General features: G+C 54.5%; 13 protein-coding genes. 3 read left to right on the top strand and 10 right to left on the bottom strand.

Annotated features, from left to right (window positions below; all coding sequences use genetic code 11):
- Window positions 1-48 precede the first annotated feature (48 nt).
- The 4 genes from BCF46_RS18235 to BCF46_RS18220 form a co-directional block, all read right to left on the bottom strand.
- The gene (locus tag BCF46_RS18235) at window positions 49-1,035 is read right to left on the bottom strand and encodes an endonuclease/exonuclease/phosphatase family protein (protein WP_121027867.1); all 987 of its coding nucleotides are present in this window, start codon (window positions 1,033-1,035) and stop codon (window positions 49-51) included.
- Between the two features lie 310 nt (window positions 1,036-1,345).
- The gene (locus BCF46_RS18230) at window positions 1,346-2,410 is read right to left on the bottom strand and encodes a CBASS cGAMP-activated phospholipase (RefSeq protein ID WP_121027864.1); all 1,065 of its coding nucleotides are present in this window, start codon (window positions 2,408-2,410) and stop codon (window positions 1,346-1,348) included.
- Window positions 2,358-2,873 carry a type II CBASS E2 protein gene (locus BCF46_RS18225; RefSeq protein ID WP_121027861.1) on the bottom strand — a complete coding sequence of 172 codons (516 nt, stop codon included), beginning with the start codon at window positions 2,871-2,873 and terminating at the stop codon, window positions 2,358-2,360. The genes BCF46_RS18230 and BCF46_RS18225 overlap by 53 nt, the downstream gene beginning before the upstream one ends.
- 13 nt (window positions 2,874-2,886) lie before the next feature.
- Complete coding sequence (locus BCF46_RS18220) at window positions 2,887-4,227, bottom strand: nucleotidyltransferase domain-containing protein (protein WP_121027858.1); 1,341 nt, start codon at window positions 4,225-4,227, stop codon at window positions 2,887-2,889.
- Between the two features lie 145 nt (window positions 4,228-4,372).
- On the opposite strand from BCF46_RS18220, the gene BCF46_RS18215 reads away from it, so the two are divergent.
- From BCF46_RS18215 to BCF46_RS18205, 3 genes are all read left to right on the top strand, one after another.
- Window positions 4,373-4,708 carry a helix-turn-helix domain-containing protein gene (locus tag BCF46_RS18215; RefSeq protein ID WP_121027855.1) on the top strand — a complete coding sequence of 112 codons (336 nt, stop codon included), beginning with the start codon at window positions 4,373-4,375 and terminating at the stop codon, window positions 4,706-4,708.
- Window positions 4,705-5,592: an ImmA/IrrE family metallo-endopeptidase gene (locus BCF46_RS18210; protein ID WP_121027852.1), complete on the top strand. Its 888-nt coding sequence runs from the start codon at window positions 4,705-4,707 to the stop codon at window positions 5,590-5,592. Before BCF46_RS18215 ends, BCF46_RS18210 begins: the two co-directional genes overlap by 4 nt.
- A gap of 261 nt (window positions 5,593-5,853) precedes the next feature.
- Window positions 5,854-6,126 carry a hypothetical protein gene (locus BCF46_RS18205; protein WP_121027849.1) on the top strand — a complete coding sequence of 91 codons (273 nt, stop codon included), beginning with the start codon at window positions 5,854-5,856 and terminating at the stop codon, window positions 6,124-6,126.
- 47 nt (window positions 6,127-6,173) lie between these two features.
- On the opposite strand, the gene BCF46_RS19830 is transcribed toward BCF46_RS18205, so the two are convergent.
- The 6 genes from BCF46_RS19830 to repC all read right to left on the bottom strand — a co-directional run bounded on the left by BCF46_RS19830 (window position 6,174) and on the right by repC (window position 12,174).
- On the bottom strand, window positions 6,174-6,332 hold the full coding sequence (locus BCF46_RS19830; protein ID WP_170157977.1) for a hypothetical protein: 159 nt from the start codon (window positions 6,330-6,332) through the stop codon (window positions 6,174-6,176).
- A gap of 264 nt (window positions 6,333-6,596) precedes the next feature.
- Window positions 6,597-8,354 carry an ABC-three component system protein gene (locus BCF46_RS18200; RefSeq protein WP_121027846.1) on the bottom strand — a complete coding sequence of 586 codons (1,758 nt, stop codon included), beginning with the start codon at window positions 8,352-8,354 and terminating at the stop codon, window positions 6,597-6,599.
- On the bottom strand, window positions 8,351-8,596 hold the full coding sequence (locus BCF46_RS18195) for an ABC-three component system middle component 6 (protein WP_121027843.1): 246 nt from the start codon (window positions 8,594-8,596) through the stop codon (window positions 8,351-8,353). Before BCF46_RS18195 ends, BCF46_RS18200 begins: the two co-directional genes overlap by 4 nt.
- A complete protein-coding gene (locus BCF46_RS18190; protein ID WP_121027840.1) occupies window positions 8,593-9,504 on the bottom strand; it encodes an ABC-three component system protein in 912 nt (303 codons plus the stop codon). The genes BCF46_RS18195 and BCF46_RS18190 overlap by 4 nt, the downstream gene beginning before the upstream one ends.
- A 425-nt stretch (window positions 9,505-9,929) precedes the next feature.
- A complete protein-coding gene (locus BCF46_RS18185) occupies window positions 9,930-10,958 on the bottom strand; it encodes a DUF3800 domain-containing protein (protein WP_245990253.1) in 1,029 nt (342 codons plus the stop codon).
- A gap of 22 nt (window positions 10,959-10,980) precedes the next feature.
- Window positions 10,981-12,174, bottom strand: a complete 1,194-nt coding sequence (repC, locus tag BCF46_RS18180) for a replication initiation protein RepC (protein ID WP_121027835.1) — start codon at window positions 12,172-12,174, stop codon at window positions 10,981-10,983.
- Window positions 12,175-12,804: the final 630 nt, after the last annotated feature.

The raw sequence follows: 12,804 nt of genomic DNA, 5'->3' as shown, positions 1-12,804 counted from the left end.
GTTGCGCGCGCGGCCCTTCGGCCAACCGCCGCTTCAAAACATGACGCTCTAGGCGATTTCGTATGTCACTGGAAAATGGTCAGACGCGTCCAAAAGTGCCTGTTTGTGAGGTTTTGCGTCGTCCAGCTGAAAAGGATTCCAGACGAGCGCCCCTTCGGTACCTGCAGGCTCGATCTTCGTCGAGGTCATGATGTGGTCGATGAGAGCATTGACTTGGTCGTTGGTAAAGCTGTCCGTGAAGCGCGCCGTCGATGGCTCCCATCCATACCTGCCAAACTTTGGTCGTCCAATCGGGTACCGAAGCATTGCATCAACATCGAAAACATCCCCGAGGATGAGTTCGACGGCACTGCGGCCAAATCGGCTTTCATAGTAGTCAAACCCTGGGCCATCGTTGATATCGCCCATGACAACCAATGGGCGGTCTTCTTCCAACCACTCCTCGACGCGCAAACGGATCGATGAGCACTCGGCGAACAACTTTCGCCTGTTGCGGTCCGAGGTACGTTCAAAGTGAACGCGGTCCATTGCACTGAAAATGCCCTTGGATTTGGCGTGGGCAACAAGGATCCAGAAATCCGCGCCACCATCAGCGCGGGACACTTTGGCTTCTAACGGCGGACGATAGTGCTTGTAGAGCTCCTTAATCCCATCTGCATCACTGTCAGCTTGGAATGCCTCATTGAACGGTGGGTTTGTCTTGTGCCCTGCTCGGCCTCCAGGGTCATGCTGCAACGAACAAACATTCGGATCGAACATAGCGGCGATTTCCTGACGACCCGCAGATGGGAATCCGATCATCGCATCTGCTTGTCGGAGCCCTTTGGCGGCGGCAAAGTTCTTCAGCGCAGCAACTGTGTCCCGTGCACCAGTTGTCGTCGTTGTGTTGGGGCCTTCTGTGATGCCGATGAGATCCGGATCAGTCGCAGTGATGACCCCGGCGACAGCATCCAATTTCGTTGTCGCCTCAGACGTGGTCTTCAAAGAGTTGTCATCCTCAAAGCACTCATCGAACCACTCGATATTGTAAGACATTAATCGCATAAATTTCCTCCAAAAATTTGGTTTTCAACTATCCAATCCGCAAAACGTATCACGAGTATAACAAATCATCGTAACCCCTGATTTTTTGGTCGCTCGACAAAGGCACACGCCGAAATCTGTCAAAACAGCCCGTCTGGGGCTGTCCGCCCCCGCGCCCGAAGGGCGCTCCCCCGAGGACATTTCAGGCAAGATGAAAGGCATTTGAACAAAGGGCGTTTCGAATGGTGCCGACCCATCAACGTCGCAAGACGCCACGGGGCCCCCAGAAGACGGCTCATTCGTTCTTCCTAACTGGGTCCGTTCAAGCAGATTTAGGTGACCGTTGACCATGATAGAAGGTCACCTTTGGCCTTTCCGTATCAAAGAAGGCCTCCAGCCGCTCGGCATTCTCCTCAACGAGCCGCTGAGCTTGACCAGGAAGCTCATTACGTGCGCGTTCGAAATCGTCCATGGCAATCGGGACGAGTGACGGCGCCGTCGTCACACGCAGCAGTCTATCTCTTCCAATAAGTAGACCTGCTTGGCCAAGTGCATTTTGGCTTTGAAGATGCATGGCTGTTTCGATGATGGTTCTCCAATGGAACATCCCGCCCCACTTGATTTGACCATCTGACATGCGAAGGTCCTGTTCGCCACACCCAAGGGAGAGCATGTCGACGGAATGCCGATCGAGATCAAAACAAGACAGCGCATCAACGAGTGCCAGCATGGCTGGATTGTTCGCCCAGACACCACCATCGGCAAAGTGTCGTGTGCCATTTCGATAGGTTAAAAAGAATGTCGGAGCGGCTGACGTCGCAAGCGCGACCGTAACGAGCTCCTCTCGCCAGTCGAGCCGAAAGTCGGGGTGGTGCGGCGTCTTTAGAACGTTCACCTCGTTGAACCCGTCAAATGTTGGAATGTTCAGCCGGAGGTCGACGTCGCCCAAGGTCCGGTTTCCAAAACAATCCCTCAGTGCACGCTCCAGGGGCTCCCGATCATAACGGTATACGGACAGGTCTCTGGCAAACCCATAAAACGTTTTTGCGGCGCGACCGATGGCGAAGGGCGGGGTCCAGCCTTTAGGAAAGATCGTCGCTCCGTGGGAAAGATAGATGTCCAAGACTTCGGCGGCGCGCATGCCGGTACTCAATCCGAGGGCAACTATGCCACCGGTGGACGTACCTGCCACCATATCAAAGTAGGAGGCTGCCGATCCGCCATTCAAGAAACGCCGTTCGCATTCCGACAGAACGGCGGCAGGCAAGATGCCTTTTATTCCGCCTCCATCAATAGACAGGATGCGAAAGGTTTCTGCGTTCCATTCAAGCTGTTCACGGCGACGAAAAATCGTACCGTGTGAGCGCCGCGATTGAGGTTGTTCCATGGTAGCGTTCCAATGCCGCCGCATCGGGGTCGCGGCTGTCTGTTTCTGATCTTATGTGCTTGCCCGTGCCGAACCACTTGCCGGTCAACTGCCAGCTCTCATAGCAGCTTAGCCAGTTCGACGCCCATGGAATCGTGGTGTCACTCAAGCGATCATCCGGTGTCCATTCGTTGGCGTCGTCATCGAACAGACAAAGGAAGGGCCCGGCCCTATCCGTTCTGGGATGCGCGATATAGACATGAGGCAGCGAGCCCTCTGAATTTCCAAATCGCGGCTTGAGTGGCGGGTCCAAGACTTCGACGAGAGGTTGCAGGAACAGAGGGGACCGTCCCTCTGGCAGCAGGGGCTCAGTGTATTCCACGCGCATCCGGTAGGCGATTTTGTGTGGCTTGAGCAAGCCGTGCCACACTGCGCGTCGTTTGTCTGGCTGATCACACGACCAAGCCGGAAACACCGATTTCATATCTGCTACCTGGTTACCAACAGTTATCATCGGGAACGGTGCCCCCCATGTTCGTGTTGGCGCGCGCCGGAGTGATAAGACCACTGGCTGCAGCAACACCGGCACTTAGGGCCGGTGTTGCGGGTTTGAACTCTCCACTCGGCTTCATTCCGAGTGCGCCGTATTCGAGCTGCGCGGTTCGAGCGTCGTGGTACGCCCGCAATGCGGCCTCACCCGCTTTTTCACCGAACAGATCATCGAAGGTCGATAAGATCACTGCGGGGTCAAAGCCCACGTGTTGAAGGTTTTGCAAGCGGTCAATGAGCGTCTGAAGGTCGCGTGCCCATAATTGTTGATCGCTGCGCTGCTCGGGCCAGCGATCCGTGAACACATCCGGTGTATGCGCTGGATTGCGAATGTCGAGCAGTCTCAGGCTACGCTCAGCATTCTGGATGCGGCGGCGCATGCATGTGGCCAAAGCCACGACTTCATCGACAAGATTGTCTTGGACCGGGCCTGCTTCCAAGGCGATTGCCGCCATGATGATCGATGGAGGCTTCCGCTTCCCACTGTGATCGTCATGTTTACGGAAACGCTTGTCGCGGAAGCGTTTGATCAGTTGAAGAGCAACAACCCGCGGCGATTTTTGGTCAAGGGGCACATGCACTGGCATCGGCTGGGTATCTGCCTTGATTGCTGTGCGGCTTGAGGCCTCAGACGCCATGCGTTTTGCCATCGTTTCGTATGTTTCACCGTCCACCAGGAAGCGCCGCGCATCAAATCGATCCTGGAATACCGCGTTGGTTTCGACGTTTTCATTGAAGTGGTCAGCAAAGCCCTTGGGGTTTATCTCTTTATGATACTGATCGCCGGTTTCCGGCTTATAGTGAAAGAGGCTTGCGACCCGTTCCGGTGTCCCAAGCAACCGGACAACAGGCATGAGATCAACCGTGACGCCATCAGGGTAAGTGACGGTCACACAGCGACTGTTTTTTTCAATCAGATAGCCGTGGTATTTGCTGCCCGGATCACCCTTGATCGCCTTGTAGAGGGTTTGAAGAACCCATTGGGGATCACTTCCCGGCGGAATGCTCAGCTCGATGACCGCATCGACGTCGTGCTGGTCACGCTTAATGCGCGAACGGGTTGGCGCATGGATCGCAAAGCTTCCTGATGCATAGATCTCGGCGACAAGATCTTCAAATGGGCTACCGGGGCGGTCAACATGGCTGGCCAGCCCACGATAATGCGCCTCCGCTTCACTATGCATGGATTGTGTAATCTGGATTGCCCGCGCAACATCCATGAGCGCAGCTTCAATTGGATCGATGTCCAGGCTGCGCGCGTAGTCTTCAAAGTTTGTTCTTACATTCATATTCTTCTGCCCCCTCAGGCTTGACGGATTCTACGATCTGTCTTACAGTTATTGACGTTTTCGTAGGACTTTAGGTGAAAGAAAAAGCCGCGAGCAAGCGGCGGCAATCCTACGATTTCGTCATAGTAACACAACCAAGGGCGTCATGTCAAACTCAACGGACGAAACGGGAGGATTCGGCGAAAGACTACGCCGGGCCAGAGAGAACAGAAGTATGAACCAGACTGAGCTTGCTGCGAAAGCCAAGCTGCAACCATCAGCCATAGGTCATTTCGAGAAGGATAGAAGAAAGCCATCCTTTGCCAACATACGGTCCCTTGCGAAAGCGTTGAATGTGACCTCGGACTATCTGCTCGGCCGAACAATTGAGATGAGTGGCGCAACGACAGCCTTTCGGGGTGAGGAAAACCTGACCGACGGAGACAGGGAGCACATTCAGATGATGATCGATCTGATGAACCAGAAGAAGGCCGGAAAGTGAGCAAGTTTCGCTTGAACATGGCCCGGCGGCAAGGTGAGCTCAAGGCAAAGGAGATGGGGTATCACACGTTTCCTGTCGACCCTTTTGAGATCGCTGCGTCTGAGGACATTATGGTCGAGCCCAAACCAGCCGATCGCCCTGGTGTTAGCGGTGGAATCATCTTTCATGACGACTATGTCGGCATCTTCTATGCGACCAATATCGTCAGCGAAGGGTTTCGCAGATTTACAGTATCTCACGAGCTTGGGCACTATTTTCTGGAAGGGCACCCTGAGGAAATCCTCAAGTCGGCACCAATTCACATCTCAAAAGCCGGGTTCTCACAGGGATCAAACTCAATTGAATTGGAAGCCGACCACTTCGCTTCTGGCCTCTTGATGCCGTCAAAGCTGGTCTCGGAAGTCATCGGTACAAGCCGCGTCGGCCTAGATGCGATCGAAACTCTGGGCGACCGTGCCGAGTGCTCGCTAACAGCCTCTGCAATCAGGGCAGCCGAATGCTGCGACTACCCAATGGCTGTCATTGTCAGCTCTGGCGACGAAGTCGCGTATGCCTTTCTATCTGAAAGTTTCAAAAAGCTAGACAAGCTCACATTCCTGCGCAAAGGCGGGCCTTTGCCAGCGAGCTACACTCGCGATTTCAATCGGAACTCTGATAACGTCTCGGCTGCTCGCACTGTCTGCGGACAGACAACACTTGCAGATTGGTTTTCCTGCACCAGGCGCTTACGTTTAGATGAAGAAGTGATTGGTCTAGGCAGTTACGGGTTCACTTTGACGGTGCTGTCCAGCGAGGAGCTTGCAGAAGATCCCGATGACGAGGATCAGGCCGAAGAAGAGGCACTCATTGACAGTTGGACGCCCCGGTTCGCACGCGGCCGCTAATTTGCGAGCTGGTACGGACCGTTCTGCAGCTCTAAACACCGTGCGCAGAGGGGGCTGTCTGCCCCCGGCGCGTCGCACCTCCCCCGAGGATATTTCAGGCAAGATGATAAGCAGACAAAACACTTGTTAGTGATACAATACCATATTATTGTAAGGTAGGAAACAGGCTGGGAAGCCGATGATCCTGCAAGGTGAAAACGCAAGTTTCACTTGAAAGCCGGGGCCCTGTGGCTCCGGTTTTCTCATAGAAAGAGGCCGCATATGAAGGTTTTACTGATCATTGTTGTGTTCAATTTCGAGACCGGATCGGAGTTGGAAACGAACCTCAGTTTTGACAACGAAGCGGAGTGCCATGCTGCTGCTTTGACGTCGTTCCAAGAGGTCGATGAACATGCCGAAATCCGAGCAATGGACATTCCTGAAGGTCAGGAGATGCTTGTAGGCACGATGATCGCTTACGGCGCAGAGGGTGGCGAGATCGGCATGTATGCCTGCAATGCTTTGCGCTCATCCAGCTCGACTGCGACAAACTAGTTAGAGTGACGTCGAGAAGGCCCGCGCAGATGCGCGGGCCCGGCAGGTTAGGCCGCATCGGGCTTATCGGGTGGGATTAGCGTTTTTTCAAACTCAACCTCGACCTTCAAGAAACCCGGAACGGATAGGGCAACGCTTAGTTTCACCTTGGCTTTGTGCGCCATATTCCGAAGGACAGTGCGGATTTTCTTCAACAATTTTGTCATCGTGATCTCCTTTTGGTTACGGGTAATGACGCAGCCCAAGTGACGCACCAAGGAGAGGGGCAGCACCCGGAGGGTCGTAACAACATGGAGAAGCGCGCAGCGCTTGCAGCACCGCGACGGTGTGTCATGGTTCGGGCTAGGGATTGGCCGAAATCCAAGAGGGTTTCGCTTCTAAGTCAAAGCGACAGAAAATCTCCTGTGCCTTTAGGTCGGCACTTCGTCGAGATTTGTGGTCTGGGATTGTGCTCGTCGGAAACTGATGGATCAGAAGCGAAGTCCGAAAAGGCCTCCATCATCTACGGCGTCCGTAATGCGTGTCGGCAAGACGTAATCGTAGATGTTGAAACCCCGCCTGAAACCTTCCGATGGAATGGCATCCGAATTCATGGTGACGATGTATTGAAAGCCAAGGCTCTCAGCTTTATCGGCACCAAGCTGTAGTGCTTTGGCAACCTGTCGTTCGTCAACACCATCGAATAGGTGACTGTCGTGGATCAGGAAACCGGGTGAAATGCGCCGCTTTGTGCAAAGTTCGATCAGCATCAGATCAAAGCAGAAGATCTGCATATTGGTGATGCCTTTGCTGCGTTGGTTGTCAATCTTTACTTCGAACCGTGGCCCGGACGTGCTGGCATCGATCGTCAGGCTTCCGGCTTGCTCATAGAGTGATTGGGACAGCTCTTCGAAGGTCAGGATTGCATCATCGAGAAAGCTGGCGCGTTCTTTGATGTCGTCTCGCAAGGCTTGCGACAGGCGGTTTCGATCTGCGTCCAGCTCAGTCTTTGTGCTTTCCAGCATTTCTGCTGTTTGAAGCCGCTGCCGAAGCGTTTCAACGTCGGCTTCGGCACGGCCAAGTTCTTCGCGCAGGGCCGTGTACTGTTCAAGCGCGCCACCAGATTGCAACACGCTCATGATTTGCCGCCGCCGCTCATCAAAACCCAGTTTCTCGGTCTCGCGCGCCTCGATGCGGGCCTCGGCTGATGACAGCTCAGCGCTGAGATGGGACGCTCGGTTTTCAATGATCGCTTTGTGAAATGCCTGGACTTCATCAAGGCGGCGCGTCAGCCGCTCGGGCAAAACAACGCCGGCTTCAGCGTATAGCTTCTCAATGTCATCAGTCCCCGGAGCTTCCTCTTCTGCGAGGGAAGCTTGCAACTCCTTAATGAGCTGGAGGTCGACAAAATTCTCCTCGCTCAAGGTGTTGATCGACCGGGTAATGTCACTCGCCTCGGCCTCCAAGGCCCGGTACTCTGGGATAACTTCGAATGCGTCGATCTGTTCACGTATCTGTTCGACACGGTTCGAGGCGACGACGACCTTGGTGCGCAAGTCTGCCGCGCGACCAAAATGGGGGCCCAGGTCGCCGGAACGTGCCGCTTTGCCAAGCGACTTCACCAACTTTTCTTTTTCTCGCAGGCCCTGAAACTCCTGAGAGACATGCCAATCCAAGCCAATCAGATAAGAGATGGCGACTTGTTGATCCCAGATTTGCTGCATACCCGCTTGCTGCATTGGGTTTTGAAAAGCGTCGCTGGCCTGGCGCCTCGCGAAGTAAGCAAACAGTGAGCGGAACGTTGGCTGGTATTTCGTATCTGAATCGGGTGGGGCTTCCAGCCCAAACCACTTTGCACCTAGTGTGTGGCACCAGTTGGTGTTGGAAATCTCGAAATCACCGCGGTCCTTCTTGAACTTTGGCGGGATCGGCCAGTTCTCGACGGGACCGTTCAGGAAAATCTTGCTGGGTGTGGCACCCGAGCGTTCAACGGTGACCTCGTCATCAGCGATGTCAATTTGGAGTTCGAAACTGGCATCGAGCAGGGCCTTTGAACGGAAGATGCTGTCTTTGCCAGCGTTGCCACCAGTGAGAAAGTGAATAGTCTCGATGAAGCTGGACTTCCCGGCTCCGTTGCGGGTTTGCAGATCGGTCGCGCCTTCGCTCTTGTCGGCCAAGAGCACATTGAGACCATGCGAAAACTCCAACGTCTTGAAGCTCTCTAAGCTGCTGCTCAAACGGGTGATCATGGTGCTGCTCGCTCGATGATACCGCGTTTGGCCTCTATCGCCCCGATCATGAACAGGAAATCCAATGCCAGTACGAACCAGGTGTAATCGACCGGCGCTTTCGCTGAGACGGCTGATCTTCGCTCGCGTAGCGCATCCCAAAGCCGTGAGACTGTCATCGGCTCGGTCAAAAGCCCCAAAACCTCACCCCCAACACCGATCAACGCGCGTTCTGCTTTGACATGTTTGGTTGGCAAAATCATGTGCTCGGAGCCTCTGCGTCGGGGTCTTCGAAGATGTCACAACGGTCAAAGAAATAGGCCATGACAGCCATCGCTGCGACTTGCCGTTTGGGTGCACCGGTGACGCCTGCGAATTTCTGCAGATAGGAGAATATCTGATCGGGCTCCAGTTCCATGGCACGTAGTTTAACGTAATGATCGCGAAAGGCTTCTGCGATTTTCTCTCCAAGCTCTACGGGGCCAGCTTTCTTGAAATAGGTCTCAACCAACCGGACTTTGCGTCGGCCAAGGCGCAGGAGTTCATCCGCCTCGGTGGAGAGCGCGTTCTTTTCGAGCTTTTTTGCTGAAGGCGGGGCGGGAACAGGATCGTTTGGGTCGGGCTCGCGTCGTTCAAGCACATCTATGACCGGCTGCAGGTCTTGCAACTCAAGCCCGCTGGCTATCTGCTGCGTGGGAACGGCCCCATACATAAGGAGCGCATGCGCATCTTCGAGCATGTTATGCCAGCCAAACAGCTTGGATTCAGCCCAGATATCGAACGAAACGTCTGGATGCGCTTTGCGCAACGTATCGAGATGCGCGATGACCGCTGGCGGTTGGCCGCCCGGGATGTTGTGGACAAAGACCCATCTTTTGATGAAGTCGGGCCATTTGGCCAAGGCGCCGACGAAATCCGCATCGATCTTCGCGATGGTCTTTTTGTCCGTCGGCGTTTCGGGGCCATAACATTGAAAAATGACACCGGTGCTGAGCTGTCGGCCGTCGCATTTCCAGTCGCCCTGTTTGCCATAAGGCCGTACGATCTCGAAGTCGGCTCCGAGCGCGTGACTTCCAAGACGAGCGACCCAATCCTGGAACTCGGTGCCTTTCTTCTCTAGAAACGCGATCTTGAAGTGTTGCGCGTAGAAAGCGGTTGCCACGGGGTCCATCAGTGCTCGAATCTATGGGGCCATTTCCGGCTCTTTTGCTTTTAAACTGTCTGCATTGGTCATGTTTTGATGATGCAGATCTGATGTCACTTGTCGCCCAAATGCGCTGATTTCACAAGAAAAATGACGATGACTAGCATCCAAGAAATGCTGTTAGAGAAGGATCTTTCGGCGGCCGACAGGCCGCCCGGGCGAAGATCGTCACCCGAATGGGCGGAGACTTTGGGCTCCGGTCGGCCCGGCCGACTAGAGCTGATCGCCGCAGGCGGCGCCCCCTAGCACCCTGAAAAGGGATAATAAATCGTAACAACAAAGATCGAAACCTCACGCTCCAAATCGGTTTTCTCACCTGACGATCTGGACAAAACACCTCACAGATGCTACATAGACATCGGAGGCTTTGCTGGCGACGGCATTGCCTTTTTCTATTTGTGGGCTGCGGCTCTGAGATCGTTGATGATCTTGAACCCATAATTTGTGTACCCGCCGGGCGTATGCTGCGTGAATCGCAACCGCATGACTTTCCGGGACAAGGCATCCAACTCAGCACGGTGGGGCGCATTCATGCCCTTCAACCGCACCCCCCAACTCAAAATATAGGCGATGAGGTCGGCAACCTGAACCATTGTCGTAAGGTCGCTGTGAACAAAAAACGGCTCGGGAATGATAAGCCGCGATCGAGTCTGACCTTTCTTCGTCTTCAAGAAGTATTCGGCAACCTGATTGAGAAGAATATGGCTCGCGCTTTTGTCCAGCTCGTCAAAAACGACGTATCCCATCGGATCCTCATCGAAGCCGTTCAGAAAGTAGAAAAACCGTTCAAAGAGATAGGCGTAATCCTTGCGCAACATCCCGCCAGCGGGCCGGGGCGCCGCTTGCGGCACAATTGAAGCAAAGGCTCTGGCGCCAGCTTTCTGCGAAAGATCCAACGCGCGTTCAACATAGGCGAGTTTCGCCTGGGCCAGCGCGGTCAGCCGGTCACGGCTGACCGCGGTGCCGTCCTGCAAAATCTCGCAGGCAAGCGTTCTGCGTTGATCTGGTGGGAAAGGCGGCATCTGCGCGGCATGCGTGAAGACCTTTTTCTTGAGTAGCTTTTGCGCTTTCGCCTCGCTGCCATAGGCTTCAAAGAGCCGAAGGCCAAAAATCTCCTCCTGTGCGTCAGACAACTCGCGGATCAATCGCCAGAGTGCGCGATCTTCTATCGCGATGCCCGCGAGAACTTCGTAGGGAGACTGGCGCTGATCTTGTCCGGACTCGTCGATGAATAAAGCCCAACTCAAAACAGAACCTTCCTGATCATTGGAAACCCGACAGTGCCACGGTGTTTGACCGTTCGAAAGCCGCGGACCCAAAAGACCGTGGTCTTCGGGGCTTCTCTGGTCGATGTGGTGCCCATCAGCCCAGGTATTTGGGTACGAGCTCGACGACAGAGACCCAATAATCGCGGAAAACATCGTGTTTGCTTGCCAAAACAGGTCACAGGCCACGTCTCCGATGCAGCCCGATCAAGCTCCCGATAATGTTGAGCTTGCCACGATTGTGCGCTTTGATCATACCGCGCAGCGCGCCCCCAGGATTGCGGACAGGATTGACGGCATGATCCCGGTTGGCATCGAGCAACAGAATGCAGATCGCCGCTTTGGTGCGCCCCATCCGATCGCAAGCCGCCGCCCAGGCGGTGATGTTGATCCCAAGATGCGGCACCCGCGCCGCCGCGGCCTCGACCAAAGCATATTCCGGTCGTTCGCCACTGCGTGCTTCCATCTCCATTTGGAACTCTTCGCTTGCCAAGGAGATCGCATGCGACAGTCCATAGAAGCCTGAAAATAGCCCTTGAAGTGCTTCGGTTTCCGCCTGAAGCTGTTTTTCTCTGCAATCGTCGGGGCCGTCAGGCTCCGACATAATTGAATCAGAGTGCGCGGGCAAGCCCGCGCTCCGCTTATTGTCGCTTGCGTTACATTCTTCAGAATGAATCTGGTGAATGTCTTCTTGTATATAGGACCGGAAGGTTTCTTCCGGTTCACAGGAGGAATCACTATGGTTTTCTATCCATTCCACCAATGTTGTGCACAGGCTAGTGGCATCATCGAGGTGCTGCGACAATTGCGCTTCGCCCAAAGAGAGGAGCGTATCTGTGCGCGGCCAGGTGGTTCGTTCTTGGATCATAGCTTGGACGTCGGCTGATGATTGATCGTCTTCCGAGAGACGCGCAAGTTCATCGCGGAAGGTTGCCAGACGCACGCTGCGCAGGGCCTTGAGCTGCTTCATGCGTTCAAACTGCGCCTTTCTGGCTTCTCGAATGTCCAGAAACTCTGTGAACCTCTCGATAAGAGGCGTCAGAACCAGTCCTAAGCCGGCGCTGCCGTAGCGACTGCCATTGGCAAGCGTGCGGCGCTGAATGAGCCCATGCTTTTGCAGGCTCTTTTCATGTGATCGCAATTGGCGTGTCGAGATCCTTAGGCGCTGTGCGAAGGTCTCCTGGCGCCCATAGAAAATGGGCTCCTTCTCCGGATCGACCCAAGCGTCCTGATCAGTGCTGCCGATCATACGCGTCAAGATGTCAGTCAAACGTGTGCTGAGGCCGATGTCACGGCCCACGTCAGCGACCAGCGCGATAACATCACGCCGGGAATAGCCCTGTGGAAGGGCGGGGTGAGGTTGTGTCCTCATTGTTGTCACTCCTTGTCTCTGCTCGATGGACAAGGCGGCGACAGGCAAAACTTCATTGTTCGCACAAATGCGTTTTTTCTTGCCTGCATGAATCAGGGGGCGCTATGGTGATCGTGTTCTAGGCGATCTCAGAGTTGGCGCTCTGATTTCATAGCTCCCCGGAAGGTTCACCGCCTTGCGGGGTTTTGCTTTTCTAGGGTTCAGTTTCTCCTTCGAAGTATCGGCAGAAAGATGCTGCCGGGTTGTTTGGGTTTGCACCCAGGGTTGGTCCAACGTGGTTTCGGTGGGCCAATCCAAGATGCACTTCACCTGTTCGCACAAATGCGTTTTTTCTTGATCGAGCTGATTGGGAGGTGCTAGAACCGCAATTAGATATTGGATTGTCTGGGAAGTTGGCGCTTCCTGGTTCTTGAACCCCCCCGTTAAGGTCACCGCCTTGCGGGGGTTTCGCTTTCTGGATGTCTCGAATCTCCTTCGATTCTGTTTCGATCTTTGCTCAGCATACAACACCTCGGCCTCTGCGTGAGAGGTTTGTCTAGGTCTTGCGTCTGGGGCTAATTCTTGTGGTTTCGTCAAGAGTTAGGCCAAGATGCAATGGGACTGGTCGCACGGATGCGTTTTTTACTTGTC

It is taken from the genome of Litoreibacter meonggei (assembly GCF_003663885.1).
Taxonomy (GTDB): Bacteria; Pseudomonadota; Alphaproteobacteria; order Rhodobacterales; family Rhodobacteraceae; genus Litoreibacter; species Litoreibacter meonggei.
The sequence above is the reverse complement of the archived record's forward strand: the minus strand, read 5'-3'. Positions and strand labels throughout refer to the sequence as shown.

Coding starts and splice junctions, on each gene's coding strand:
- BCF46_RS18185 (WP_245990253.1), bottom strand. CDS start 10,958: ATGTTTTCCGCGATTATTGGGTCTCTGTCGTCGAGCTCGTACCCAAAT.
- BCF46_RS19830 (WP_170157977.1), bottom strand. CDS start 6,332: ATGACAAAATTGTTGAAGAAAATCCGCACTGTCCTTCGGAATATGGCG.
- BCF46_RS18225 (WP_121027861.1), bottom strand. CDS start 2,873: ATGAAATCGGTGTTTCCGGCTTGGTCGTGTGATCAGCCAGACAAACGA.
- BCF46_RS18220 (WP_121027858.1), bottom strand. CDS start 4,227: ATGAATGTAAGAACAAACTTTGAAGACTACGCGCGCAGCCTGGACATC.
- BCF46_RS18195 (WP_121027843.1), bottom strand. CDS start 8,596: ATGATTTTGCCAACCAAACATGTCAAAGCAGAACGCGCGTTGATCGGT.
- BCF46_RS18215 (WP_121027855.1), top strand. CDS start 4,373: ATGTCAAACTCAACGGACGAAACGGGAGGATTCGGCGAAAGACTACGC.
- BCF46_RS18230 (WP_121027864.1), bottom strand. CDS start 2,410: ATGGAACAACCTCAATCGCGGCGCTCACACGGTACGATTTTTCGTCGC.
- BCF46_RS18205 (WP_121027849.1), top strand. CDS start 5,854: ATGAAGGTTTTACTGATCATTGTTGTGTTCAATTTCGAGACCGGATCG.
- BCF46_RS18235 (WP_121027867.1), bottom strand. CDS start 1,035: ATGTCTTACAATATCGAGTGGTTCGATGAGTGCTTTGAGGATGACAAC.
- repC (WP_121027835.1), bottom strand. CDS start 12,174: ATGAGGACACAACCTCACCCCGCCCTTCCACAGGGCTATTCCCGGCGT.
- BCF46_RS18190 (WP_121027840.1), bottom strand. CDS start 9,504: ATGGACCCCGTGGCAACCGCTTTCTACGCGCAACACTTCAAGATCGCG.
- BCF46_RS18200 (WP_121027846.1), bottom strand. CDS start 8,354: ATGATCACCCGTTTGAGCAGCAGCTTAGAGAGCTTCAAGACGTTGGAG.